Annotated in this window: 20 protein-coding genes; 9 read left to right on the forward strand and 11 right to left on the reverse strand. The window is 66.4% G+C overall.

Annotated elements, in window-relative coordinates:
- Positions 1-52: 52 nt before the first annotated feature.
- The 3 genes from RDV64_RS14055 to dgcN all read right to left on the reverse strand — a co-directional run bounded on the left by RDV64_RS14055 (position 53) and on the right by dgcN (position 4,189).
- On the reverse strand, positions 53-2,140 hold the full coding sequence (locus RDV64_RS14055) for a 3-hydroxyacyl-CoA dehydrogenase NAD-binding domain-containing protein (RefSeq protein ID WP_309195546.1): 2,088 nt from the start codon (positions 2,138-2,140) through the stop codon (positions 53-55).
- A 64-nt stretch (positions 2,141-2,204) separates the two neighbouring features.
- A complete protein-coding gene (dgcA, locus tag RDV64_RS14060; protein ID WP_309195547.1) occupies positions 2,205-3,182 on the reverse strand; it encodes an N-acetyl-D-Glu racemase DgcA in 978 nt (325 codons plus the stop codon).
- Positions 3,179-4,189, reverse strand: a complete 1,011-nt coding sequence (gene dgcN / locus RDV64_RS14065) for an N-acetyltransferase DgcN (protein WP_309195548.1) — start codon at positions 4,187-4,189, stop codon at positions 3,179-3,181. Before dgcN ends, dgcA begins: the two co-directional genes overlap by 4 nt.
- 231 nt (positions 4,190-4,420) lie before the next feature.
- On the opposite strand from dgcN, the gene RDV64_RS14070 reads away from it, so the two are divergent.
- From RDV64_RS14070 to RDV64_RS14085, 4 genes are all read left to right on the forward strand, one after another.
- Positions 4,421-5,566 carry an ABC transporter permease gene (locus tag RDV64_RS14070; protein WP_309195549.1) on the forward strand — a complete coding sequence of 382 codons (1,146 nt, stop codon included), beginning with the start codon at positions 4,421-4,423 and terminating at the stop codon, positions 5,564-5,566.
- Positions 5,563-6,381 (forward strand): ABC transporter ATP-binding protein, encoded by an 819-nt coding sequence (locus RDV64_RS14075; RefSeq protein ID WP_309195550.1) that lies wholly within the window; start codon positions 5,563-5,565, stop codon positions 6,379-6,381. Before RDV64_RS14070 ends, RDV64_RS14075 begins: the two co-directional genes overlap by 4 nt.
- 68 nt (positions 6,382-6,449) lie before the next feature.
- Positions 6,450-10,976, forward strand: a complete 4,527-nt coding sequence (locus RDV64_RS14080; RefSeq protein ID WP_309195551.1) for an MlaD family protein — start codon at positions 6,450-6,452, stop codon at positions 10,974-10,976.
- Positions 10,977-10,981: 5 nt separating this feature from the next.
- Complete coding sequence (locus tag RDV64_RS14085; protein ID WP_309195552.1) at positions 10,982-11,560, forward strand: ABC-type transport auxiliary lipoprotein family protein; 579 nt, start codon at positions 10,982-10,984, stop codon at positions 11,558-11,560.
- A 57-nt stretch (positions 11,561-11,617) separates the two neighbouring features.
- On the opposite strand, the gene RDV64_RS14090 is transcribed toward RDV64_RS14085, so the two are convergent.
- From RDV64_RS14090 to RDV64_RS14120, 7 genes are all read right to left on the reverse strand, one after another.
- Positions 11,618-12,673 (reverse strand): dipeptidase, encoded by a 1,056-nt coding sequence (locus tag RDV64_RS14090; protein WP_309195553.1) that lies wholly within the window; start codon positions 12,671-12,673, stop codon positions 11,618-11,620.
- Between the two features lie 12 nt (positions 12,674-12,685).
- Complete coding sequence (locus tag RDV64_RS14095) at positions 12,686-13,774, reverse strand: hypothetical protein (protein ID WP_309195554.1); 1,089 nt, start codon at positions 13,772-13,774, stop codon at positions 12,686-12,688.
- A 158-nt stretch (positions 13,775-13,932) separates the two neighbouring features.
- Entirely contained in the window at positions 13,933-14,685 is a 753-nt protein-coding gene (locus tag RDV64_RS14100) for an ABC transporter ATP-binding protein (RefSeq protein ID WP_309195555.1), read from the reverse strand.
- Entirely contained in the window at positions 14,685-15,446 is a 762-nt protein-coding gene (locus tag RDV64_RS14105; protein ID WP_309195556.1) for an ABC transporter ATP-binding protein, read from the reverse strand. Before RDV64_RS14105 ends, RDV64_RS14100 begins: the two co-directional genes overlap by 1 nt.
- Positions 15,447-15,449: 3 nt before the next feature.
- Positions 15,450-16,562: a branched-chain amino acid ABC transporter permease gene (locus tag RDV64_RS14110; protein WP_375143830.1), complete on the reverse strand. Its 1,113-nt coding sequence runs from the start codon at positions 16,560-16,562 to the stop codon at positions 15,450-15,452.
- Positions 16,563-16,668: 106 nt separating this feature from the next.
- Entirely contained in the window at positions 16,669-17,685 is a 1,017-nt protein-coding gene (locus RDV64_RS14115) for a branched-chain amino acid ABC transporter permease (protein ID WP_309195557.1), read from the reverse strand.
- 167 nt (positions 17,686-17,852) lie between these two features.
- Positions 17,853-19,211, reverse strand: coding sequence for an ABC transporter substrate-binding protein (locus RDV64_RS14120; RefSeq protein ID WP_309195558.1), 1,359 nt, complete (start codon positions 19,209-19,211; stop codon positions 17,853-17,855).
- A gap of 199 nt (positions 19,212-19,410) precedes the next feature.
- Here RDV64_RS14120 and RDV64_RS14125 point away from each other — a divergent pair, with 199 nt between their 5' ends.
- From RDV64_RS14125 to RDV64_RS14140, 4 genes are read left to right on the forward strand one after another with little or no spacing between them, the layout of a single operon-like run.
- Positions 19,411-20,805: a short-chain fatty acyl-CoA regulator family protein gene (locus tag RDV64_RS14125; RefSeq protein ID WP_309195559.1), complete on the forward strand. Its 1,395-nt coding sequence runs from the start codon at positions 19,411-19,413 to the stop codon at positions 20,803-20,805.
- Positions 20,802-21,170, forward strand: a complete 369-nt coding sequence (locus tag RDV64_RS14130; RefSeq protein WP_309195560.1) for a response regulator transcription factor — start codon at positions 20,802-20,804, stop codon at positions 21,168-21,170. Before RDV64_RS14125 ends, RDV64_RS14130 begins: the two co-directional genes overlap by 4 nt.
- Positions 21,167-21,388 (forward strand): hypothetical protein, encoded by a 222-nt coding sequence (locus RDV64_RS14135; protein WP_309195561.1) that lies wholly within the window; start codon positions 21,167-21,169, stop codon positions 21,386-21,388. The genes RDV64_RS14130 and RDV64_RS14135 overlap by 4 nt, the downstream gene beginning before the upstream one ends.
- Positions 21,388-24,012 carry a sensor histidine kinase gene (locus RDV64_RS14140; protein ID WP_309195562.1) on the forward strand — a complete coding sequence of 875 codons (2,625 nt, stop codon included), beginning with the start codon at positions 21,388-21,390 and terminating at the stop codon, positions 24,010-24,012. The genes RDV64_RS14135 and RDV64_RS14140 overlap by 1 nt, the downstream gene beginning before the upstream one ends.
- Here the strand turns inward: RDV64_RS14140 and RDV64_RS14145 are convergent.
- The gene (locus tag RDV64_RS14145; RefSeq protein ID WP_309195563.1) at positions 24,009-24,680 is read right to left on the reverse strand and encodes an HAD-IA family hydrolase; all 672 of its coding nucleotides are present in this window, start codon (positions 24,678-24,680) and stop codon (positions 24,009-24,011) included. The two genes, RDV64_RS14140 and RDV64_RS14145, sit on opposite strands and share 4 nt — an antisense overlap.
- 143 nt (positions 24,681-24,823) lie before the next feature.
- Between RDV64_RS14145 and RDV64_RS14150 the strand changes: the two genes are divergently transcribed.
- Entirely contained in the window at positions 24,824-25,354 is a 531-nt protein-coding gene (locus RDV64_RS14150; RefSeq protein WP_309195564.1) for a DUF2059 domain-containing protein, read from the forward strand.
- The last annotated feature ends 9 nt before the right edge of the window (positions 25,355-25,363 follow it).

Here is a 25,363-nt window from a genome sequence, read left to right on the forward strand (position 1 = left end):
TATGGGAGTGCCGATATGCAAGTACAAAGTGAATTTTGTGGGTGCTGCGGGCTTAGCCGTTAAGGCTCGCGAAAGTCCGGTCCTCCTCGGCGAGGGTGCGCAGAAGCGGCGGAACCTGCCAGTAGAACGGGTCCTCCTGCGCGTAGTCCTCCATCCGGCGAACCAGCCGGGCAGCGCCGATGGTGTCTGCCAGAAACAGCGGCCCGCCCCTGAAGCGGGGGAAGCCGTAGCCGAACAGCAGCACTGCATCCACGTCGATGGGGCGGAGCGCCGTGCCGTCCTCCACCACGCGCGCCGCCTCGGCAATCATTGCGGTGAGGTAGCGCTGGACGATTTCCTCGGCGGAGAAGGTGCGCGGCGTGATGCCGGCCTTTTCCCGTTCTGCCTCGATGAAGGCGAGCGCCTCGGGGTTTTGCGGGCGGCCGTCCACGTCCTCGCCGTAAAGGTAGAAGCCGCGGCCTGTCTTGCGGCCGAACTGGCCGGCCTCGCACAGCTTGTCGGCATAGGCGGCATAACGCTCCTCGGCCGGCCGGGTGGCGGCAAGGCGCTTGCGGGCGGCCCACGCAATGTCGAGGCCGGCAAGGTCGAACACTGCGTGCGGCCCCATGGCAAAGCCGAAATCTTCCAGCGCGCGGTCCACCTCTGCGGGGGAGGCACCGTCCATCACCAGATATTCGGCGGCCTTGCGGTAGTGGGAGAGGATGCGGTTGCCGATGAAGCCCTCGCAGACCCCAGCGCGCACGGCCACCTTGCCGAGTTTTCTCGCAACGGCAAAGCCTGTGGCGACCACGTCGGCCGCGGTCTTGTCCGCCACCACAACCTCAAGAAGGCGCATGACGTGGGCGGGCGAGAAGAAATGCAGGCCGATCACGTCGGCGGGGCGGGACGTGATTGCCGCGATGGCATCCACGTCGAGGTATGAGGTGTTGGTGGCGAGGATCGCGCCTTTTTTGGCAGCCTTGTCCAGCTGGCTGAAAAGGTCCTGCTTGACGGCCATGTCCTCGAATGCGGCCTCGATGATGAGGTCCGCCTCCGCCAGCGCATCGACCGTGGTGGCGCCGGAGAAGGCACCGGCGTTGATGTCGGCAAGCCGGGCTTCGCTGAGCTTGCCGCGCTTCACCGCGCCGGCGAGGTTCTTTTCGACAGTCGCCTGCCCGCGCGCCAGACCGTCGGCATCGCGCTCGACCATGGTCACGCTGTAGCCGGCCAGCAGGAAGGCCGTGGCAATGCCGGAGCCCATCGTGCCGCCACCAATGACGCCGATACGCTCCACGGGGCGCGGTGTCGCCGATGCCTCCGGGATCTTCGCGACTGCGCGCTCGGCGAAGAAGGCATGGACGAGACCGGCGCGCTGCGGGCTTTCAAGGCACGCTTCAAACAGCGTGCGCTCCAGTGCGATCCCGTCGGCGATGGGAAGGCGGGCGGACGCTGCCACGGCCTCCACGCATCTGACCGGCGCAAACAGGTTCGGCTGTTTTCGGGCGATTTCTGCGGTCTTGGCATCCAGCGCCGCTTCGTCGGGGGCAACGCCAAGCTCTCCTGTGCGGCGATGGGGAAGTGCGCCGGACACAATGTCCTCTCCGGCCTTGATGGCAGCCTCGCGGGGCGGCCCTTCGCCCAACCGGTCGATGAGGCCAAGCGTCAGCGCTGCGTCGGCGTCGATGCGCTTGCCGCTGGTGATGAGGTCGAGCGCTGCCTTGATGCCGGTGAGGCGCGGGGCGCGCTGGGTGCCGCCTGCGCCCGGAATGAGGCCGAGCGTGACCTCCGGAAAGCCGACCTGCGTCCCCGGCAGCGCTACGCGCGCATGGCAGCCGAGGGCAATTTCAAGGCCGCCGCCCAGCGTGGTGCCGTGGATCAGCGCCACCACCGGCTTGGCGCACGCCTCGATGTGGCTGCACACCTGCGTGAGGCCCGGCGACTGCGGCGGCTTGCCGAATTCGCGAATGTCCGCCCCGGCGATGAAGGTGCGGCCGACGCCGTAAAGCGCGATGGCGTCGACCCCGTCGTCAGCCGCCAGAGCGTCGATGGCCGACGCAATGCCTGCGCGGACGGCGTGGGAGGCGGCGTTGACGGGCGGATTGTCGATGGCGACGAGGCCGATCCGGCCGACGCGTTCGGTGGTGACGGGGGTCTCGCTCATGGCGACGTCTCTCGTTCCTGTTATCGGGTACGGCCGCCGGTGGCCGTGCTTTGGGTGTGATGCGTCAGCCCCAGAGGTCGCGGGCGGGCGGATGGAGCAGGGCACCCTCGTAATGTAGCGCCTCGTCACGGTCGCGCTCCAGGAGAAGCGGCCCGTCGAGATCCACGAAGTCCACGTTCTGGGCGGCAAGCACGGCGGGCGCCATGGCGAGCGACGTGCCCAGCATGCAGCCGAGCATCACCTTGAGGTCGGCCGCGCGCGCGGTCTCCACCATCTTCAGCGCCTCGGTGAGGCCGCCGGCCTTGTTGAGCTTCACGTTGACCGCGTCGTAGCGGCCTTTCAGCTTGGCGATGCCCTCGGCGGTGTGGGCGCTCTCGTCGGCGCAGATCGGCACCGGGTGCGAAAGGGTGGCGAGCACCCCGTCACGCACCGCTGGCAGCGGCTGCTCCACCAGCGCAACGCCGGCAGCAGCGCAGGCCGACATGTTGCGCAGGAGGTTAGAATCCCCCCAGCCCTCGTTGGCGTCCACCACCAGAAGCGCATCGGGCACCGCGTTGCGCACCGCGCGGATGCGGTCATCGTCACCAAGGCTGAGGCCGAGCTTGATCTTCAGGAATTTGTGGCCGCACGCCGCCGCCGCCTCGGCCATCGCATCCGGCTCGCCCAGCGAGATGGTGTAGGCGGTGGTCACCGGCGCCAGCTGAATGCCGAAGCGGTCCGCAACGGACTGGCCGGACAGCTTGGACTCGAAGTCGAGGAGGGCGCAGTCGAGCGCGCACCGCGCAGCGCCGGCGGGCATCACGCTCTGAAGTTCTGCGGAAGACATGCCGTTGCCGATGGCATCCGCCTGCGCCTCGATGTCGGCGACGACACCCTCGACGCTTTCCCGGTAGCGGGGGTAGGGCACGCACTCGCCGCGGCCGCGCAGCTCGCCGTGGGTGATTTCCGCGACGACGACCTTTGCCTCGGTCCGCGATTCCCGCGAGATGCGGAACGAACCGCGGATCGGGAAGGTCTCGGCTCGAACGGTAAGCTGTCTCAAGAAGGGAACTCCGTCATGATGCGCTTCACGATCGGGTCCACGCCGAAGCGGACCGGGTCGGTTGCGGGAAGGTCGTGCTTTGCGGCGGCTGCTTCCAGTGTTTCGAGCGCGTCGGTTTCGGCCAGCGCCGCGGTGTTGATCGCAATCCCCACCGGGCGGATGGCGGGGTTGGTGAGCTTGCCCATGGCGATGGTGGCTTCGATCACCTCGGCAATGGTGGGCAGCGGATGGGCAACGCCCCGCATGTTGGTGCGCGTCGGCTCGTGGCAGACGACGAACGCATCGGGCTGTGCGCCATGGAGGAGCCCCAAGGAGACCCCCGCGAAAGAGGGGTGGAACAACGAGCCCTGGCCCTCCACCAGCTGCCAAGTTGCGGGCTCGGTGGCGGGGGAGAGCCATTCGGCGGCGCCGGAGATGAAATCGGCGACCACGGCGTCGATGGCAGCGCCCCGGCCGGAGATGAACACGCCGGTCTGCCCCGTGGCGCAGAAGCGTGCGTCGAGCCCTGCGGCCTGCATCCCGGCTTCCAGCGCCAGCGCGGTGTATTTCTTGCCGACCGAACAGTCCGTGCCCACCGTGAGGAGGCGCAGGCCCGGCCGCTTGGTGCCCTTGCCGGTCTCGAAATTTTCGGTGCTGCGGCGCACGTCCAGGAGCTTTCGGCCGTGCTTTTTGGCAGCTTCCGCAATGCGCGGAATGTCGGCGAGCCGCTGGTGGAGGCCTGCGGCAACGTCCATGCCGGCGGCGAGCGCGTCCTCGATGGAGGAGATCCAGTGCTCGGGCAGCTTGCCGCCGGCATTGACGACGCCGACAATCATGGTCTTTGCACCGGCGTCTGCCCCTTCGGCAGCATTCATCTCGGGCAGCTTCGCGTCGGCCTTGCAGCCGGGCAGGCGCCATTGGCCAACGCACCAGTCGCGCCGCCAGTCGACGATGCCAAGCCCGGTCTTGGCGGCCAGTGCATCGGGCACATCACCCAGAAAGAGGAGGTAGGGGCGGGAAATTTCCATGGGCGAGCTGTCCACGCTGTGAGGTTTTTGCAGCACTGTTCACGCGCTGTTCGGAAGTGTCTGCCAGTTTTTTAAACTTGAGCCGACAAGAGCCAACGAACGCGTATAGACAAAAGGCATAACCGACGCGGGGCGTATCCGCCAGAACCGCGCGGTTGCGCTGCACAACGAGAGACCGGCAACAGGCCCTTTGCCGACGGGGCCCGAACTTCGGAAATAGCTGAGACTTCTATGGATGCACGCGTCCCTGCAGCGATGCCCACCGTCGACGCCGAGCGGCGCGGCGATGGCGTGCGATTGTCGTTTGCCGGCGCGTGGACCATCAACACGGCCGAGATTGCCGAGCATCTGCCACGCGACAATCAGGTCGGCGAGGCCGCGGCCGTGTCGTTCGACCTTGCCGGGGTTTCCGAAATCGATTCCGCAGGCGCCTGGCTGATCCACCGCCTGCGCGCCCGGCTGGAATTTGCCGGCCGCCGTGTGACGCTGAACAATGTGGACGATCAGCTCGCCTATCTCCTGAAGGAGATCGAGGCGCGTGCCGGTGATCCGGTGTTGCGCCCCCGGCGGCCCTATGCTGTCGTCCGTGCGCTGGCGTCCATCGGGCAATCCGTGGTTTCGGCAAAGCAGGACATGATTGCGATGCTGTCGATGCTGGGGGTGTTCGGCCTCCGCCTCGTCACGGCGTGTACGCATTTTCGTCACCTGCGCATCACATCCATCCTCGCCAACTTCGACCAGACCTGCCGCGGGGCGGTCCCGATCGTGATGCTCATGAGCTTCCTGATCGGCCTCATCATCGCGCAGCAGGGCGGGCTGTATCTGCGCTCCTTCGGGGCGGATCTTTTCGTGGTCGACCTGTCGGGCGTGCTGATCCTGCGCGAGATGGGCGTGATTTTGGCGGCAATTCTGGTTGCAGGCCGGTCGGGATCTGCGTTTACCGCGGAAATCGGCTCCATGCGGATGCAGGAAGAAGTGGACGCGCTCCACGTCATCGGCCTTGACCCTGTGGAAGTGCTGGTGGTGCCGCGGATGATGGCGCTGATCATCGCCCTGCCGCTCCTGACCTTCCTGTCCGACATTGCGGCGCTGACGGGCGCTGCATTGATTTCATGGGCCTATCTCGGCATCACGCCCGACCTCTTCATCCAGCGGCTCAACGAGGCGGTGACGCCGGTCGAGTTCTATATCGGCATCGCCAAGGCGCCGTTCATGGCGCTGATCATCGGCCTCGTCGCTTGCAGCGAGGGGCTGAAGGTGGGCGGCAGCGCCGAAAGCCTCGGCCGCCACACCACCAGCGCGGTGGTGAAGTCGATCTTCCTCGTCATTGTGGTGGACGGGGTCTTTGCAGTCTTCTTCGGGGCCATCGGCATATGAGTGTGGCGCACGATCATACCGTCATCGGCAACGATGCCGCGAAGGGAGCGGCGCCCGACAACATCATCGAGGTGCGCGACGCCACGGTGGGGTTCGGCGACTTCCTCGTCTTCAAGGGGCTCGACCTTGACGTGCGGCGCGGCGAGATTCTCGGCTTTGTCGGCGGGTCGGGCACCGGCAAGTCGGTGCTGATGCGCACAATTTTGGGCCTCGTTCCCAAGCGGGCCGGCACCATCCGCATGTTTGGCCAGGACGTTGACGAGATCGACGACGCAGCGCGGCAGCTGGTCGACCGGCGCTGCGGCGTGCTGTTCCAGATGGGCGCGCTGTTCTCCTCGCTCACCGTGCGCGAGAACATCCAGGTGCCCATGCGCGAGTATCACAACATGAGCCAGACGCTCATGGATGAACTCGCCCTCTTCAAACTCGACATTGTCGGCCTGCCTCGCACGGCGGCCGACAAGTTCCCGTCCGAACTTTCGGGCGGCATGGTCAAGCGGGCGGGCCTTGCGCGGGCTCTCTCCATCGACCCCGAACTTCTGTTCGTGGACGAGCCGACCTCTGGTCTCGACCCGATCGGCGCTGCACAGTTCGACGCGCTGCTTGCACAGCTCCGCGATACTCTGGGGCTTACCGTCTACATGGTGACCCACGATCTCGACAGTCTCCACACCGTGTGCGACCGCGTGGCGGTGCTTGCCGAGAAGCGCGTCGTTGTGACCGGGCCCGTGAGCGAACTCGTGGACTACGATCACCCGTGGGTGCAGGAATATTTCAGGGGGGAGCGCGGCCGGCGCTTCATTCCGGGGGCGTGAGGCCCTTGCTCCCTTTGTATCTGTTCAAGCGGCGCCTCGGCATGCCGCAAGGAAGCTAGGTCAGTACGATGGAAACCCGTGCCAACTATGTCGCCATCGGAGTGTTCGTGGTTGTGGTGTTCGCCGCAATCATGGGTTCGCTGTACTGGCTCTACAGTGCCGGAAAATCCGGTGCGACCCAGAGCGTGCGCATCATCTTCCCCGAGCCCACCACCGGCCTGTCGGCAGGCGGGGCAGTGCTGTTCAACGGCATCCGGGTGGGCGAAGTGGTCAACCTCAGCTTCACCGACGGCGGCGGCGACGACGTGATTGCGATCATCCGCGTCAATCCCACGACGCCGATCAAGGAAGACACGGTCGCAAAGCTCGGCTTTCAGGGGCTGACGGGCATCGCCTACATCTCGCTGACCGGCGGGTCGGAGAAGTCCAAAAGCCTGATCACGGCGGACGCGGAGAAGATTCCGACCATTCGTGCCGAGACGTCCGCATTCACCAACGTTCTGGATTCGGCGCAGAATGTGCTGCGGCAGGTCAACAGCACGCTGGGCGAAGTGAACAGCTTCCTCGCCCAGAACCGCGGCCAGCTCGACCAGGTGGTCGAGAACGTCAACACGATGACGTCGACGCTGAACGCGGCAGCGCCCCAGGTTTCCGGCCTCATCACCGACATTGCATCCGCCGGCCGGCAGATTGCCGAAGCCGCCCCCAAGGTCACCCAGATGGTCGACAGGGCAAGCTCGCTGATCGGCGCCATCGAGCCGACCCGCGTCGAGACCATCGTGACCAACGTGGAGAGCTTTTCCGGCGCGCTGCCCGAGATCGGGACCGAAGCGCGCACCGTGGTTGGCAACGTCAACGGCTTGATCACGAGGCTGGACGCTACGGCTGGCACGCTGGGCGACGCGGTTCAGTCCGTGTCCGGCGTCATGAACTCGCTCGATCAGGATGCCATCGGCGCGATTGTCGCCAACGTGCGCACCGCCACCGGCGCCATCGCCGAGAAGGCCGACGCGCTGGGCACCACGCTTGAGAACGCCGCCGCCATTTCCGCAGACGTGCGGACCGTTGCCAGCACCGTGGCCGCGCGGGAAGGCGAGATCGGCACCGCGCTTGACGGCGTCGGCGGCCTGATCGGCGATGCCCGCAACGCGGTCCAGGCCGCGGCCCCGGCCATCGAGCAGTTCGGCACGGCGCTTTCGGCGGTGACGCCTGCGCGCGTGGAGGGGATCGTCTCCGGCGTCGAGCGGGTTGCCAGCGGCTTCTCCGCACAGATGCCTGCCATCTCCAGCTTCATCTCGTCGGCAACCGAGGCAGCAGCCGGCGTCGAGAAGATCACGGCGCTGATCCAGTCGCGCGACGAGGATATCACCGCCTCGCTCACCGATGGCCGTGTCATTCTCTCCAACCTGCGTGAAAGCACCACCGAGTTCCCCGCACTGGTCCGGTCCCTTTCCGACCGGGTGAACCAGGCCGGGACGATCCTCGCCAGCGTCGACACCGCCGCGCTCAATGCCACGCTGCGCGATGCGCGGACCATCTCCGGTGCACTCTCCGCCGAAGCGCCCAACGTGGGGCCGCTGATTGCACGGGTGAGCGGGGCTGCCGGCAGCATCGACACCCTCGCCACCGGCATTGCCGAAGATCTGCCGCAGATCCGCGGCATCATCAGCGATGCCTCTGGCGCCACCCAGTCGGCCCGCGCCTTTGCCGAAAAGCTCCCCGCGATGGCCGATACGCTGCAGCCGGGCATCGAGAACGTGTCCGCGGTGCTGGCGTCCGTCGACGCTGCCGCGGTGGATGCGCTGGTGCGCAACGCGTCTTCGTTTGCCGAAGGTCTGGCCGGCCAGCGTCAGCCGCTCGAAACGCTGATTGCACGCGTCAACACCGTCGCCGAAACGGTGGCCGGGCAGGCAAGTGCCATTGGCAGCACCATCCAGAATGCACAGGCGGCGTCCGCCAGTGCGGCAGCCGCCATGCGTCAGGCCGAAACCATTGCCGCCGATGCCGCGCCCGCGCTGCAACAGCTGGCAGCGGCCGCCGCCGTGGTCACCCCGGCTCGGGTGGACGATATCGTCACCCGCGCGCAGGTGATCATCACCGGCCTGTCGCAGCAGGAACCTGCAATCACCGCCATCATCGGCGATGTGCGCGCCACCGCCGAAGCAGCGCGGACCGTCTCCACCGCCCTTGCCGAAGAGGCGCCGAAGCTGCGCGCCATGATCGACGATGCCACCACCTCCGCCCGCAATGTGCGCGAGGCATCCGCCAGCCTGCCGGGGCTCGTCGCTTCGGTGGAGCCGGGCGTTCGCAAGGTTGGCGCGGCGATGGATGCCATCGACCCTGCGCAGATCGAGGCCATCCAGCGGGATGCGGCATCCTTTGCCGCGGCGCTTGCCAGCCAGCGCGAGGCGATCTCGACGCTGCTTACCAGCGCATCGGGCGCTGCCACGCGGATCGAGGCGGTCGCCAGCGCCATTTCGCAGCGGATGCCGCAGATCGGCGCCATTCTCGACGGCACCGAGAAGACGGTTGATTCGGCAAGCACCTTCGCCGCGTCGCTGCCGGGCATCACCGATTCGCTGCAGCCCGGCATCGACAATGTGTCGGCCGTGCTGTCGTCCATCGATCCTGAGGCGGTGGACGGGATCGTCACCAGCGTCTCCACGTTTGCCGAAACGCTGGCCGGGGAGACGAGCCGGATCACCGCGATCCTCACCGACGCGCAGACGGCGGCCCGCGACGCGAGCACCATCCTCGCCGGCGTTTCGCCAAAAACCCCGGAGATTGCCGCGGCGATCGACAGCATCACGTCAGCCGCCAATTCGGCGAGCACCTTTGCAGCGTCGCTGCCGGGCCTGACCGACAAGCTGCAGCCCGGCATCGAGAATTTGTCGGCCGTGCTATCGTCCATCGACCCTGCGGCCGTGGACGGGATCGTCACCAGCGTCAGGACCTTTGCCGAAACGCTGGCGGGGGAAAGCACCCGGATCACCGCGATCCTCACCGACGCGCAGACGGCGGCCCGCGACGCGAGCACCATCCTCGCCGGCGTTTCGCCAAAAACCCCGCAGATTGCCGCGGCGATCGACAGCATCACGTCGGCCGCCAATTCGGCGAGCACCTTTGCAGCGTCGCTGCCGGGCCTGACCGACAAGCTCCAGCCCGGCATCGAGAATGTGTCGGCCGTGCTGTCGTCCATCGACCCTGCGGCCGTGGAGGGGATCGTCACCAGCGTCTCCACCTTTGCCGAAACGCTGGCAGGGGAGGCGAGCCGGATCACCGCGATCCTCACCGACGCGCAGACGGCGGCCCGCGATGCGAGCAGCATCCTCGCCAGCGTGACACCGAAAGCGCCGCAGATTGCCGCGGCGATCGACAGCATCACGTCGGCGGCCAGCTCGGCGCAGGCCTTCGCAGGCTCCCTGCCGGGTCTGGCGACGAAGCTTGAGCCGGGGATCGAGAACATAGCCACCGTGCTGTCCTCGATCGACGCGACCCAGGTGGAGGCAATGGTGACGGACGTGCGGCAGCTCACATCGACGCTGGCCTCGCAGGCTCCGAAGATCGAGCGTATCATCACCTCCGCCGATGTTGCGGCTGCCGATGCCGCCGTGATTGCGGCCCGCCTGCGCGGCGAGCTGGACGGCATCTCCCGCGGTCTCACCAGCGCGGAAGCGGCACTGGCCGATGCCCGCAGCTTTGCCGCCGAGCTGCCGTCGCTGACGGCCAACCTCAAGCCGGGGCTGGACAACGCCGGCGCGGCGCTGTCCGCCATCGACCCCGAGGCGATCACCGCAATCATCGACAACGTGCGCGGTGTCTCCGGCACGCTGGAGGCTGCCCGCGGCGACATCCAGAGCGTGCTGGCGACTGCGGGCAGTGCCGCCCGCCAGGTGGAAAGCGTGACGAGCGCCATCTCCGCCAAGATTGCGACCATCAATGCCGCAATCGACAGCGCGGGCACCTTTGCTGAGAACCTCGGCACGGCCGGGCCGCAGATTGATGGTGTGATCTCCAAGGCCAGCAACGCGCTGGACGCGGTCCGCGCCACGGTGGCTGCACTCAACACCAAGGCGATCAACAGCGTGGTGGAGAACGCCGACCGCGTGGCCGCCGCCATCGGCTCACGGGCCGGCGAGATCGGCGCTGCCATCGACAACGTGTCAGGCGCTGCCAAGGGCCTCGCTTCGGGGCTGGGCACTCTGGGCGGCAGCGATGGCACGCTCCAGCAGGTCCTTGACCAGGCCAAGCGGGTCGGCGCCAACCTTGAAGCGGCATCCAGCCAGATCAGCGGGATCGTCAGCCGCGCCGGCAATCTGCTGGATGGTCCGGTGCAGGGGCTGGTGACGAACGTGTCGGGCGCGGCAACCAACGTCAGCGAGGTTGCTGCATCATTTGCGTCACGCGCCGACGGAATCGCAGGTGGCTTGTCCCGCTTCAGCCAGGGTGGACTTGACGATCTGCGCGCATTGCTCAACCAAGGACGTAGTACTTTGTCAGCAATTGAGACAGCAGTGTCGAGTTTTGATCGTAATCCGAGCCGCGTGATCTTCGGTGGGTCCGATGGTCCCCAATACAAGCCGCAACGTCGATGATCGCGTTGACCCGAATCCTTTCGATTTTCTTAATTGCGGCGCTCGCGGGTTGTAGCGGCGGCGGAAGCAACATCGAAGCGATCTACACGATCAACGCGCTGGAATCGGTGCCCTCATCCAGGGGCACCACGGCGCAGCTTTTGGTGCCGGAACCGCGGGCGCTGGAATCGCTGTCCTCGTCGCGGATCCCGGTCAAGCCGACCGCATCGACGCTCTCCTACTATCCTGCGGTGGCGCTGGAAGATTCCGCACCCAAGGTCATCCAGCGCGTCCTGCTCGACACGTTCCAGAACACCGGGCGCGTGAAGGCCGTCGGCCTGCCGGGGCAGAGCCTCCTGATCAATTATCAGGTGGTGACGGAAGTCCGTGCGTTTCAGGCGGAAACCTTCGGGGTGGACGTGGCGCGGGTGGAGCTCACCGCCAAGATCCTCAACGACAGCAACGGCCGCGTCGTTGCCGACCGGATCTTCGTGACCGTGGTGCCGATGTCCGGCGACAGCGCGGGGAGTGCCGCCGACGGCCTCAACCGCGCATCGCAGGCACTGGCGGCCGATGTGGTGGCCTGGACGCTCGCCACCATCTGACCGCGGAAAACCACTGAGGCGGCGCCGGCAAGGCTGGCGCGGCCGTTGGCGGCGAGGTCAGGCGCCCCAGGTGCGCTCCAGAACGCCCACCCAGTTCTCATGGCAAAGCTTGGCGATCAGCGCCGGGCCGTAGCCCCGGTCGGCCATCGCCTGACGCAGGCGGGGCAACCGCTCCACGCCGGAAATTTCGGCCGGCACCACCGCACCATCATAGTCCGAGCCGAAGCCGACCCCGTCTTCGCCCAGCCGCTCGATCAGATAATCGGCATGTTCGAGCACGCGCGACAACGGCACGTCGGCGCTCATCCGCCCGTCCTCGCGCAGGAAGGCCGCGGCAAAGTTGATGCCGACGAGCCCGCCGGTCTCGGCAATGGCACTGAGCTGCCGGTCCGTCAGGTTGCGTGTTGTGGTGCACAGCGCGTGGGCGTTGGAGTGGCTTGCGACCAGCGGTGCCTTGCTGATGCGCGCGACATCCCAGAACCCGGCTTCGGTGATGTGGGACAGGTCCACCATGATCCGGCGCGCATTGCAGTGCTCCACAAGGCGGACGCCGGCGGGGGTGAGACCCGGTCCGGTGTCAGGCGATCCGGGAAAGCGGAAGGGCACCCCGTGGCCGAACCGGTTGGGCCGCGACCAGACCGGCCCCAGCGAGCGCAAGCCGGCCGCATGAAACACGTCGAGCGTATCGAGCTGTTCGTCGATGGCCTCTGCGCCCTCCATGTGGAGGACGGCGGCCATCACATTGTTGGCCATGGTGCTGCGGATCTCCGCGGCCGTGCGGCAGATGCGAAGGTGCCCCTGGCGCTCCAGGTCGAGGAGGATCGCAATCTGCGCCATCGCCACGGGCAGGGCTGTGGTGCGGGGCACTTCATCGGGCAAGGGGACGTCGAAACTTGCCGCGGCCATGGCGCCAAAGTCGATCCCGGTTGCCTGCGCCGAGGGGATCCATATGGCGAACAGACCGCCCGCGAACCCGCCCGTGTTCGCCCGTGCCACGTCGATTGCAGCGCCCGGATTGTCGGCAAAGGCCCGCCGGTCACCGTCGTGCAGCAGCTTTGAAAGCTGGTCGTTGTGACCGTCGAAGATCGGTGGCGTGACGGGCGCTGCGGTCATGACCCGGAAAGATCAGGCGACGGACTGAAGGTGGGGATAGACTTTGGTGAGCGTCGGAATGCGCGAGGAGCCGAAACCGTCCGACAGCCAGCGGCACAGCCGGTAAAAGAAGCCCCCCGCCCGTTCCGCATCGCCGGCGCCGGGAATGCTCGCCAGATGAAGGAACTTGCGGCCCTCGTCGGTCAGCATTTCGGGCGGGGTCGTGAAGAGGCCGTCGCACAGGATCGCCTTGGTGAGACCCATGCCGGCGTTGGTGGCGAGCCACCGCACCCGGTCTTCCCTTGTGCGCGCGTCATCGAAGTGGCTTTCGGGCCGGGGCACGGCCAGCGCGTTGATCGCCTCGGCCACCATATTGCGCTGCGCCACCCGCGAGAGACCCGAAAGATCCGACGGCTCGATGGCAGCGCCGGTGACGAAATAGAGCGGCGCGAGGTTCTTGGACCACATCAGCCGGCCCTCGTTCTCGTCCGGCAGGCCCCAGTTGAAGCGGGCAGGGGTAATCGGGATGTCATTTTCGAGCGCAAGATCGAGGAACGGGGCGCCGATGCCGCGCATCTCCTGGCCCTCGTGCCGGTCGGTCTCGCCGTGGACGCAGACGCAGGCGAACGAGTGGTCTTCCTCGCTGAGCCGCCGGCCGATGGCGCGGGCAACGCCCACCATGTCGCGCGGCTCCTGCTGGTTCACCATGCGCTGGCGCAAGGTGGTCGCCACGGTGCGCTCCGGCCCGTCCGGATAGGTGTAGAGCGCGCGGTTGATCTGGCTGGAATCGAGGTCGTAGTGGGCATCCCACGTCACGATGTCGCACAGCTGACGGCTGAGGCCGGACATCAGTGCGGCGAAATACCCCACGTCGCTTGCCACCTGATGGTTGGATGCGAAGAGGCGCGGGCCTGCCGGGAGCGTCGCGCGCACCTCGCAGCCGACCACGAAGTCGCGCAGCATGGCGCGCACCAGATCGCGGCGCAGGTCTTCCGTGGGGCAGACCCAGCGGCAGGCGGCTTCAATGGCCTCAGCCCCGTACACACCTTCGGCGACCAGCTGGCCTTCGGTATGCGACGCGGACTGACCGTCGGAAACGGCGGTATTGGTTTGAAGACGCATCGCGCCGGCTACTCCTGTGGGTCACAGGAAAAGCCTGCGACGATCAAGAGCGCACAGTCGCACGGCCAAACGCCAAAGAAAACGGTACGGAGCGGTCTAGCGACACACAACTGTCTTGAAAAAACGCTCCGGCAAGGCTCGGAACGCCTTCGGGACAGTCAGACGGCAAGGTAGTCTTCGCGCAACTTCTTGTCGCCCAGCACCTCTTCTGCGGTGCCGGTGTACACGATTTCGCCCATGTCCATGATGATGGCGCGGTCGGCCAGATGGAGTGCGGCAATGGCATTCTGCTCCACCATGATGGTGGTGATGCCCATTTCCTTCACCTCGCGCACGATGCCTTCGATCTCCTGCACGATGACAGGCGCGAGCCCTTCGTAGGGCTCGTCCAGCAGCAGAAGCTTGATTTCGCGGCAGAGCGCGCGGGCCACGGCCAGCATCTGCTGTTCGCCGCCCGACATGGTGATGGCTTCCTGCTTGCGCCGCTCCGCAAGGCGGGGGAAATGATCGTAGACGCGTTCGATCTCCCAGCCGCGCGGCTCGGCGATCTGGGCAAGCTTCAGGTTTTCCTCAACCGTCAGCCCCGCAATGATGCGCCGGTCTTCGGGCACGAGCTGCACACCGGCCGCGGCGGCTTCAAAGGCGCGCATCTTCGTCAGGTCCTGTCCGGCGAGGCGGATGGTGCCCTGCTTCAATTGCGGCGAATCGGTGCGTGCGATGGTGCGCAGCGTCGAGGTCTTCCCCGCGCCGTTGCGGCCGAGGAGCGCCAGCACCTCGCCCTCGCGCACGGTGAACGACACACCCTGCACAATGTAGCTTTCGCCATAGTAGGCGTGGATGTTTTCGCAGCTGAAGTAGCCATCTGCGGCCGACTGCGGCTCCCGCGGGGCATTTTTGACTGCAGCGTCCATCAGTGCGCTCCTCCGAGATAGGCTTCCTGCACCTTGGGATTGGCGCGGACCTCGTCCGGCGTGCCCTCGGCGATGATCTTGCCCTGCGCCAGAACCGACACCTTGTCTGCCAGCGAGAACACCACGTGCATGTCGTGCTCGATGATCACCTTGGTCATCCCGCGCGCCTTGATCCGTTTCAGAAGGTCAATGGTGCGGTTGGTGTCGAGGCGGCTCATGCCGGCGGTCGGCTCGTCCAAGAGCAGGAGCTTCGGCTTTTGAACGAGGCACATGGCAAGCTCGAGGCGCCGCTTGTCACCGCGGGAGAGCGAGCTTGCGTCCGCGCTGCGCTTGTCGGCAAGGTCGAGGTCGAGAAGGGTTTCCTCGGCGGCTGCGCGGATGTCCTTGTCGGAGTCGAGGCTGGAGAAGATGTTCATCCGCAGCGCCCCGTCCCGCTTGGAGAAGGCGGGCGTCATCACGTTCTGCAGGACCGTGAGGTCGGCGAAGATCTCCGGCGTCTGGAACACGCGCGCAATGCCCAGCTGGTTGATCTGGTAGGGCGTCTTGCCCGTGATCACGTCCCCGTCGAACACGACGGCTCCCCTGTCGGGCGCAAGGCGCCCGACACACACGTTAAGGAGGGTGGACTTGCCGGCGCCGTTCGGCCCGATGATCGCGTGGGTCTTGCCCTCTTCGATCTCCAGGTCGATGTCGGTGAGCGCTTTCAGCCCGGCGAACGATTTCTGCACGTCGGCAACGTGGAGCACGCGGTTGGCGACCATCGCTCAGCCCTCCTTCTTGGCGCGGAACATCCGGCCGATGCGGCGGAAGCCCTCGATCAGCCCCCCCGGCAGGAAGCACACCACCAGCACGAACATGATGCCCAGCGTCAGGTGCCACCCATCGCCCACGAAAGGTGAGACGATGGCGACGACAGTGTCCCGCGCCCCCTCCGGCACGAACGAGAACATGTTCATCAATGTGGAGTCGCCGAGCGCGGAGAAGATGTTTTCGAAATATTTGATGATGACGGCACCGAGGACCGGGCCGATCAAGGTGCCCGCACCGCCGAGAATGGTCATCAGGACCACTTCGCCCGACGCCGTCCACTGCATGCGTTCGGCGCCGGCCAGCGGGTCGATGACGGCGAGGAGACCGCCCGCAAGCCCGGCGAACATGCCCGAAATCACAAATGCGATCAGCGTGTAGGGGCGGGTGTTGAAGCCCACATAGTTCATCCGCACCTGGTTGGACTTGATGCCGCGCAGCATCATTCCGAACGGTGAGCGGCTGATGCGCAGGGCAACGATGAAGGCGATGATCAGAAACACCGCGCAGGTGTAGAAGCCTGACATGCCGGTCATGGTGATGCCGAAGAAGTCGGCCCGCGGCACAGCCACTTCGCTGGTGCCGTAGATGGCGGCGTCGATGATGCGCGGGTCGTCACGCAGGACGCGCAGGCCGGTCTCGCCGTTGGTGATCGGCGTCAGAACCGAATAGGCGAGGTTGTAGCACATCTGCGCAAACGCCAGCGTCAGGATCGAGAAGTAGATGCCGGACCGGCGCAGCGATACGTACCCGATGGCAAGCGCCAGGATGCCCGACATCATCACCGCCAAGGCAAGCGCCGGCAGGATGTTGAGCGAGAACAGCTTGAACGACCACACCGCCGCGTAGGAGCCGACGCCAAGAAAGGCTGCGTGGCCGAACGAGAGGTAGCCGGTGAGGCCGAACAGGATGTTGAAGCCGATCGCGAAGATCCCGTAGATCGCGAAGCGCTGCATCAGGTCCGGATAGGCCGCCCCGAAGGGCTGAAGCCAGATCGGCATGGTCATGACGGCGGCAGCGAACAGCACCGTCATCACAAGGTCGCGGCCTTTGGGCCAGAGCGGCTCCATTTCCGGGCCGCGGGGCGGCAGGGCGGAGGTCCGCTCCGTGCTGTCGCGGTGGTGGGCGGAGCTGGCGTCTTCGGTCATCGGTTTGCCCGGTGTGGTGTCCATGGGATCAGGCCTCCATCACGCCTTTGCGGCCGAGCAGGCCTCGGGGCCGGGCGAGCAGGACGACCACCGCAACAAGGTAGATGATGATCTGGTCGATGCCCGGAAGGATGTCCTTCACCTCGTTGAGCGAGGCGAACGACTGAAGAATGCCGAGAAGGAAGCCGGCCGCGACCGCCCCCGGCAGCGAGCCCATGCCGCCGACGACAACCACCACGAAGGACAGGACCAGAAAGTCCATCCCGATATGGTAGTTGGGCGGCAATATGGGTGTGTAGAGCGCGCCTGCGACACCCGCCGCGACGGCCGCGATGCCGAACACGATGGTGAAGCGGCGCTGAATGTTGATGCCGAGAAGCTGCACCGTCTCGCGGTCGGCCATGCCGGCGCGGACAACCATGCCGTAGGTGGTGAGGTTGAGGAACGCGAACACCGCGCCGATGATGATGGCGGCCGATGCTAGATAGACGAGGCGCCACCACGGGTAGGAGAGGTTCCCCGAAAGGCCGAACCATGCGCCGATGTCGGCCGAACCCTGCACGATTTCGGGCGCCTGGACCGGAATCGGGTTGGCGCCGAAGAAGGCCTTGATGAGTTCCTGCGCGACAATGGCGATGCCGAAGGTGACGAGGATCTGTTCGGCGTGGGAACGCTTGTAGAAGAAGCGGATCAGCCCGCGCTCGAAAATGACACCCACAAGGAGCATGAAGGGGATTGTCACGAGGACCGAGAGCGGCACCACCCAGTCGATGATGGTGGCGCCGGTGTCGCCGAACCATGTGACGAGGTAGGGAATTTCCTTGTAAGCCTCGAAGAAGGTGATGGATTCGTCGCGCACGCGGGTGGAAATCGTCAGCGCTGCCTGAAGCGTGACCGCGCAGAACGCACCCAGCATGAAGAGCGCGCCGTGGGCGAAGTTGACCACACCCAGCGTGCCGAAGGTGAGCGTCAGCCCGAGGGCGATCAGCGCGTACGCACCGCCTTTGTCGAGCCCGTTCAAGACCTGCAGGATTAAACCGTCCATCGAACCTCTCTCCGATCGCACATGGTCAAGCACCGCGGCGGAGGAGGCCGCGGTGCTTGAAACGACACTTGTCTAGGTGGCCGGCCAGACCGGCCGAAGCGGGCGCCGGCAATGTGCGGGGGCGCCCGGCGTGGCGCCGCGGGATGCCGCGGCGCCGTTGCGATGGATCAGGCCGCGCAGCCGGCAACTTCGTAGGGGCCAAGCTCGCCGCCGAAGATCGAGGGATCGTAGTCCGTCTGATCGCGGCCCACGGTCTTGTAGATCGGCAGAAGGTCGAAGTCGGACGTGGCGTTCGGGTTGCCCTGAACGACGTAGCATTCCTTCATGCACTGGTGGTCGGCGGCGCGGTAAAGCGTCGGACCGTTGCCCATGCCGTCGAACTCGAAGCCCTCCAGCGCCTTGATGACCTCAACGGGGTAGAACGTCCCGGCGCGGTTCACGGCATCGGCATAAAGCAGCGTCTGCACGTAGCAGGTGTGGGCGGCCTGCGAGGGCGGGCGGCCATATTCCTGGCCGAACGACTTGGCGAACGCCTGCGCACCGGGGTTGTCGGACATCCACGAGAAGTTGGCGGTGCCGAAGATGCCGGCGACGGCGGAGCCTGCGCCCTGCGCCATCAGCTCTGAGAACAGCGGCACGACGATCTCGAACTGCTTGCCGTTGACCTGCTTGTCGCGCATGCCGAACTGGACGGCCTGGGTCAGCGAGTTGACCATGTCGCCGCCGTAGTGGTTCAGGATCAGGACGTCGGCGCCCGAGTTGAGAACCGGCGTGAGGTACTGCGAGAAGTCGCCGGCACCGAGCGGGGTGCGAACCGCCTGCACCGTGTCCCAGCCCTGGGCTTCGGTGGCGTTCTTGATCGATTCTTCCTGCGTCCAGCCCCAGGTGTAGTCGGCGGTCAAGTGGTAGGCGCGGCGCTCCTTGCCGTAGGCTTCGGCGACGACCGAACCCAGCGCCTGGCCGGACTGGTAGGCGTTGAAGAAGTGGCGGAAGCCGTAGCGCCGCTTGTCCTTGCCGGTGGTGTCGTTTGAGTGGGTGAGGCCCGCCATGAAGACGACGCCCATCTCCTGGCAGAGCGACTGCACGGCCACCGCAACGCCGGAGGACGAGCCGCCGGTGATGATGATGGCGCCGTCCTTCTCGATCATCCGCTTGGCGGAGGCGCGGGCCGCGTCTGACTTGGTCTGCGTGTCGCCGGTGACGTAGGCGACCTTCTTGCCAAGGATGCCGTCACCCTTGAGCGTGGTGGGCTGCATGGTGGTGAGCATGCCGCCGTCGCCCTCGCCGTTGAGGTGCTTCACGGCAAGCTGGTAGGCGCGCAGCTCGTCCTTGCCTTCTTCGGCGTAGGGGCCGGTCTGCGGCACGTTGAAACCAAGCGTCACGGTGTCGCCGGTGGGGGCGTTGCAGAAATTTGCGTCCTGCGCCCAGGCGTTGCGGACGAAAAAGCTTGGCGTCGTCAGCGCAGCACCCGCGAGTGCGGTCGTCTTCAAAAATCCGCGGCGTGATGGACGTATAATGCGATCCATATCGATCCTCCCAAGTGGCGCGGAGTTCATTTGCCGACTCCGCTCATCTACTGCGGTGTAAATGAGGCGTTATGGTCGGAACAAGGCGAAGCATGCCAGTTGTTACACTCTTGTAAAGTTGCGCTTGCGGGTGCTGTATAGTTTGTAAAGACCATAACGATGCGCCGGACATTGAACCGGCGCCGGGGGAGACACGGGTTTGGGCTCATTTCAGCGCGTCCCGATGGGCGATCGGATCAAGACGCAGCGCCGCACGCGTGGGTTGACCCAGCGGGCGCTTGCGGACGCCGTGGGCGTCTCGCCCGCCTATCTGAGCCTCATCGAGAGCGACAAGCGGCAGATCGGCGGCAAGCTCCTGCGCCAGATCGCCGAAGAGCTGGGCGTCACCACCGAGACGTTCACCGCCCTCAGCGACGACCGCCTGGCCGCTGACCTTGACGAAGTGTCCCGCACACTCGGCGAACCGGCGGAACCGAACGCTTCCTCGCTGGTGGCGTTCTCGCCGGACTGGGCGCGCATCATCCTCCAGCTCAACGAGCGCGTCCTGTCCGCCGAAGCTCATTCGGACCGGATTGCGGACCGGTTCTGGCGCGATCCGCAGTCGATCTCGTTTGCACACGATATTCTGAGCCGGATCACCTCGATCCGCTCCGCTGCCGAAATTCTCGCCGACCTGGTGGACACCGGCGGCGAGACCCGCGCCCGCTTCACCCGCACCGTGGTGGGCGAAAGCGAACGGCTGACCACCGTGGCGCGGCAGATGATTGCAGCGCTTCAGGAAGGCGCGGGCGAGGATGCCGCAGGCGCCGACGTTCGCGAGGTGGACGGTTATCTGCAGGACCGGGATTATTATTTTCCGGTCCTCGAAGACGCTGTGGCGGGGTTGGCGCGGCCGGCCGCCGAGCCGCCCACCAGCCGTTTCCGCACCGCCTCCTCGCTGGTGGAGCGCGAACTTGGCAGCGTGATCGACGCGGAGCTGGATCTGCGCGCGTTCCGGACCGAGGGGGCCGTGGCGCGGGCGCGCGGCGCGCTGGTGCGCTACGCAGCGGGCGCATTGATCATGCCCTACGATGCGTTTCACGACGCCGCCACCCGCAACCGATACGATGTGGACATTCTGTGCGACCGGTTCGGCGTCAGTTTCGAGCAGGCGGCGCACCGGCTGGCGTCCCTTCGGCGACCGGGGCAGGAGGGCATTCCGTTCGCCTTCCTGCGGGTCGATCCGGCGGGGACCATATCAAAGCGTCTGTCGAGCCGGGCGCTGCGTCTGCCGCTGTTCGGCGCGTGCCCGCTGTGGTGCGCGTTCGGTGCCTTCGGCGAGAGCGGCCGCACGCTGACCCAGCTTGCCGACATGGAGGGCGAGCGCTTCCTTCTCATCGCCCGCGCCGTGGACAAGACGCGTCAGCACCACGCCCAGCCGGCCGCCCGCTTCTCGGTGATGCTCGGCGCCCCGGCCGATTATCTTGGCGACATCGTCTACGGGGATCCGTTTCCGCCGGGGGTCGAGAGTGTCGTGACCGCGGCGGGGTATGAGTGCCGCTCGTGTTCGCGGGTGTCCTGCGCGCAGCGTGCCCACGGCGGCGCAATCCTGTGAGAGCCGGAGCCATCCGCGCCCTGATTGTGGAGGACGAGCCCGCCATCGCCGAGGCACTTGCCTTCCTGTGCGAGCGGGAAGGGATCGAGACCAAGGTGATCAGCAACGGCGCCGCGGCAATGCCGCTCCTTGCACAGTACGACATCCTCATTCTCGACATCATGCTCCCCGGCGCATCCGGCTTCGAGGTGGCGCAAGCGGCCAGAGCGGTCGATCCCGTGCCCAAGATCTGCGTCCTGACTGCGAAGGGACAACCGGCCGACAAGGCGCGGATGACCGCCATCGGCGTTGATGCGTTCGTGACCAAGCCATTTTCCAACCGCGCGCTGATGGACACGATCCGGGCGCTGATCCAGCCGGCATGAACCCAGAGCCCCCGCCAGCGCGCAGGCCGCCGCGGCCGGGCGCCCGCGCGGCGCTGTCGGCCGCAGGTCCGCTGTTCTTCCTGCCGCCCGTCCTTGCCGTGGCGGACCGGGACTGGTCGCTGTTCGGCATTCCGGCGCTGGTGATCTACGTCTTTTCGGTCTGGCTGGTCGGCATCGTTCTGATTGCGCTCACCGCGCATGGGCGGGCGCGGCGCTGATGCTGTCGTCCGGGCTCGTCCTCCTCATCGGCGGGGGCTACGTCGCGCTTCTGTTCGTGATTGCGTTTGTGGTGGACCGGCTGGCGGCGGCAGGACGCTCGCGAGCGCTGTTTTCCGGCGTCACCTACACGCTGTCGCTGGCGGTCTACTGCACATCGTGGACGTTTTATGGCGCGGTGGGCACGGCGGTCCGCGGCGGCCTCGAATTCGTCACCATCTACACCGGGCCAACGCTGCTGTTGATGGCGTGGTGGCTTCTCCTGCGCAAGATGGTGCGCGTTGCCAAAACCCAGCGCATCACCTCCATCGCGGACTTCGTCTCCGCCCGCTACGGCAAGAGCCGGACGGTGGCGGTCCTCGTCACAGCCATCGCCATTGCCTCCGTCACCCCGTACATCGCGCTGCAGCTTCTGGCGGTCAGCCGCTCTTTTGCCGTGCTGGTGGGGGAGAGTGCGGCGGACACTGCGTTCTGGGTCGCCGCCGCCATGGCATTCTTCGTTGTCATCTTCGGGGCCCGGCGCCTCAATGCAGACGAGAGCCAGCCCGGCATTGTCGCGGCCATCGCGTTCGAGAGCATCGTGAAGCTCACCGCGCTCCTTGCGGTTGCGGTGTTCGCGGTCACGATGATCGACGCCGAGCCGGTGGCGGGCGCGACATTCTCCAACTGGCACAATGCGCTGGCGGAGGTTGGGGCGCTGCCGGCGGACGGGGGGGTGCGCTGGCTGATCCTCACCACCTTGTCGGCGGCTGCCATGGTGTGCCTGCCGCGCCAGTTTCAGGTGGGGGTCCTCGAAAACCGCGACGAGAAGCACATCGCGCTCGCAAGCTGGCTCTTCCCGCTCTACCTGTTTCTGACCGCCATTGCCGTGCTTCCCATCGCCGTTGCCGGGCTGACGCGGTTGCCCGCGGGCACCGAGCCGGACCTTTTCGTTCTCACCCTGCCGCTTGCGGAAGGGGCGCACGGGCTTGCGCTGTTTGCCTTCATCGGCGGGTTGTCGGCGGCCACCTCCATGGTGATTGTCGCCTCTCTTGCGCTGGCCGTGATGATCTCCAACCACCTCGTCGCGCCGCTGCTTCTGCGCAAGGGCGACAGCGGCGCGACGAGCCTGTCGGCGTCGGTGCTGATGACGCGGCGCATCGCCATCGCCGGGGTGCTCGGCCTTGGCTATGTCTATTCGCGCACGGCAGCTGGCGGCGTGGGCCTTGCCTCCATCGGCCTCATTGCCTTTGCGGGTGTGGCCCAGTTCGCGCCGGCGCTCATCGGCGGCCTTTTCTGGCGCGACGCGACACGGGCCGGCGCTGTCAGCGGGCTGACGGTGGGGGCGCTCGCCTGGCTTGCCACGCTGCTTGTGCCGAGTTTCGGCGCTGGCACCGGGCTTCTGGCAATGCTGCGCACCGTTCTTTTGCCGGGAGACATGGTGGCGGGGGCAGGGGCGGTGGACCCGCTGGTGTTCGGCGTGGTGGTCTCGCTCAGCCTCAACACGCTCCTTTATGTGACCGTCTCGCTGGCCACCAGCGGCTCGGCCATGGAGCGTTTGCAGGCCACGCTGTTCGTCGACGCGCTGTCGCGCGGCGGGCCGGAGCCGATGCTCCGCCGCTCCGCCAACCGGCGGGATCTTCTCCACCTCACCCAGCGCATTCTCGGCCCGGCCGAAGCGCACAAGATGTTCGGCGGCGGTGGTGACGATGCCGTCGACAGTGCCTTCGTGGCGCGGGTGGAACGGGAAATCGCGTTTGCGGTCGGCGCGGCGTCGGCTCACACGCTGGTCACGCGGGTGGCCACCGGCGAGCCGCTCACGGTGGATGCCGCCCTGTCGCTATTGGGCGAAACCCAGGACGCCATCCGCATCGCGCGTGACCTCGGCGTCCGCTCGGTGGAGCTGGAGCGCACGGCGGAGGAGCTGCGCGCCGCCAATGTGGCGCTCACCGAACTCCTTGCCGACAAGGACGATTTCCTGAGCCGCGTCAGCCACGAAATGCGCACGCCGCTGACAGCCGTGCGCGCGTTTGCCGACCTCTTGCGCGACGGTGGGCTCGACGAGGCGCGGGCAGACCGTTTTCTCGCCATCATCGCCTCCGAATCCGAGCGCCTGACGCGGCTTCTGGACGACATTCTGGACCTGTCGCGCCTGGAGGCAGGCCGCGCGCCGATAAAGTTCGAGACGCTCGATGCAACGCGTCACCTGCAACAGGCAGCGGCGGCCATGGAAGGTTTTGCCGCGCGGCAGGGCGTCACCATCGAACTGGATGCAGCCGTTCCCCTGTGGGTGCGCGCGGATGCGGACCGGTTGACGCAGGTTCTGGAAAACCTCGTCTCCAACGCGGTGAAGTTCCATGGCACGTCGGACAAGATTGCGCTCAGCGGCGTGGCGGAGGGCGCGACCGCAGTGCTGCGGGTGATCGACCATGGCCCCGGCGTCGGCGTGGACGTGCGCCCGCGCCTGTTCACCAAATTCAGCGGCACGGGGTCCGAGAACAACCCGTCGGGTGCGGGTCTCGGCCTTGCCATTGCGCACGAGATTGTGGCGGCGCTGGGCGGCACGCTGGTTCTGGAGCGCACCGGGGCGGACGGCTCGGTGTTTGCCGTGCGCCTTCCGCTCGCCGCCGCCGTTGTCAGCGCCTAGGCGGCGGGAAACAAGCCGAGGATCGCAGCGGCAATGTCCTCGCCGGGCTTGCACAGGGCATCCGGGCCAAGCTCGGCCATCGGCACGTCGGAATAGCCGTAGGAGAGGCCGACCATCGGGATTTTCGCGTTCTGCGCGGTCTCGAAGTCGATCCGGCTGTCGCCAACGAAAACGGTGTTTGCGGGATCGCCGCCGGCAAGGGCAATGGTTTCCAGAAGGTGCCGCGCATCGGGCTTGGAGAAGGCAAACGTGTCGCCGCCCGTAAGGACGACGAATTCGTCCATCAGCCCGAGTTCGCCGAGGAGCTGACGTGCCATGTCCTCCCGCTTGTTGGTGCAGACGGCAAGCGTGACGCCGTCCGCCTTCAGCTTCGGCAAGGCCGCCAGAATTTCCGGGAAGGCGCGGCTGAGGCGGGCAAGGCGTGTGGCGTAATGCGCCAGATACTCGGCGTGGATCTTGTCCATGGTGGCATCGTCGACCGTGATCCCGTGTTCCGCCATCGCAGAGGCGACCATCACCCGCGCACCCACGCCAATGTGATCGACGATGATTTCGGCCGGCACCGCGGCAAGCCCGCGCGCCTCCAGGACCACGTTGGTCGTGTCGACAAGGTCGGGCGCGGTGTCGATGAGGGTTCCGTCGAGGTCGAAAACGGCAAGACGAGGCATGGGGCGGGTTCTTCGGCTGGGACACTGGGGGAGGCGAAGCCATAGCGGAGAGGCGATCCGGCCGCCAGCTCTTGCCATGTCGACGCCGACTTGCTTGAAGCCTTGGACAAGATCAACTTCCAACGCGACAGGGATCCCGTCCGATGCGTATTTCTGCCCTCGCCGCCATCCTCGCCGTCGCGCTTGCGTCGGTCCCCGCTGCCGCGCAGAACGCTGCGCCTGCCGCACCCGCCGCCACGCCGGCCGACGAGGATTTCACCCCCTCCCACCTCAAAGCTGCCAGCCGCGTGATCGCCGCGGTCAAAGGCGACATCAATTTCGACGAAATCCTTCCGGGCGTTGCCGCACAGACGCGCAACATCTTCACCCGCACCAATCCGGCGCTGACCCGCGAGATCGAGGACACCACCACCGAGGTTGCCATCGAGATGGTGCCCCGCCGCGTGCAGCTGTCGAAGACACTGGAGCTCATCTGGGCCCGCCGCTTCTCCGAGGAAGAGCTGAACGCGCTGGCTGTCTTCTTTGAAGGACCGCTGGGCAAGAAATACATCGAGACCTTCCCCGTGGTGGGGATGCTGTCCGTCGGCGCCTCCAACGAGTGGGAGCAGGGCATTGCCGCCGACATGGTGGCCGAAACCCGCAAGCGCCTGCGCGAACAGGGCCATGCCCTTTAATCCTGCCTG

Source organism: Acuticoccus sp. MNP-M23 (genome assembly GCF_031195445.1).
In the GTDB taxonomy this organism is placed as follows: Bacteria; Pseudomonadota; Alphaproteobacteria; order Rhizobiales; family Amorphaceae; genus Acuticoccus.

Coding starts and splice junctions, on each gene's coding strand:
- RDV64_RS14055 (WP_309195546.1), bottom strand. CDS start 2,140: ATGAGCGAGACCCCCGTCACCACCGAACGCGTCGGCCGGATCGGCCTC.
- dgcN (WP_309195548.1), bottom strand. CDS start 4,189: ATGGAAATTTCCCGCCCCTACCTCCTCTTTCTGGGTGATGTGCCCGAT.
- RDV64_RS14070 (WP_309195549.1), top strand. CDS start 4,421: ATGGATGCACGCGTCCCTGCAGCGATGCCCACCGTCGACGCCGAGCGG.
- RDV64_RS14075 (WP_309195550.1), top strand. CDS start 5,563: ATGAGTGTGGCGCACGATCATACCGTCATCGGCAACGATGCCGCGAAG.
- RDV64_RS14080 (WP_309195551.1), top strand. CDS start 6,450: ATGGAAACCCGTGCCAACTATGTCGCCATCGGAGTGTTCGTGGTTGTG.
- RDV64_RS14090 (WP_309195553.1), bottom strand. CDS start 12,673: ATGACCGCAGCGCCCGTCACGCCACCGATCTTCGACGGTCACAACGAC.
- RDV64_RS14095 (WP_309195554.1), bottom strand. CDS start 13,774: ATGCGTCTTCAAACCAATACCGCCGTTTCCGACGGTCAGTCCGCGTCG.
- RDV64_RS14100 (WP_309195555.1), bottom strand. CDS start 14,685: ATGGACGCTGCAGTCAAAAATGCCCCGCGGGAGCCGCAGTCGGCCGCA.
- RDV64_RS14105 (WP_309195556.1), bottom strand. CDS start 15,446: ATGGTCGCCAACCGCGTGCTCCACGTTGCCGACGTGCAGAAATCGTTC.
- RDV64_RS14110 (WP_375143830.1), bottom strand. CDS start 16,562: ATGGAGCCGCTCTGGCCCAAAGGCCGCGACCTTGTGATGACGGTGCTG.
- RDV64_RS14115 (WP_309195557.1), bottom strand. CDS start 17,685: ATGGACGGTTTAATCCTGCAGGTCTTGAACGGGCTCGACAAAGGCGGT.
- RDV64_RS14120 (WP_309195558.1), bottom strand. CDS start 19,211: ATGGATCGCATTATACGTCCATCACGCCGCGGATTTTTGAAGACGACC.
- RDV64_RS14135 (WP_309195561.1), top strand. CDS start 21,167: ATGAACCCAGAGCCCCCGCCAGCGCGCAGGCCGCCGCGGCCGGGCGCC.
- RDV64_RS14140 (WP_309195562.1), top strand. CDS start 21,388: ATGCTGTCGTCCGGGCTCGTCCTCCTCATCGGCGGGGGCTACGTCGCG.
- RDV64_RS14145 (WP_309195563.1), bottom strand. CDS start 24,680: ATGCCTCGTCTTGCCGTTTTCGACCTCGACGGAACCCTCATCGACACC.
- RDV64_RS14150 (WP_309195564.1), top strand. CDS start 24,824: ATGCGTATTTCTGCCCTCGCCGCCATCCTCGCCGTCGCGCTTGCGTCG.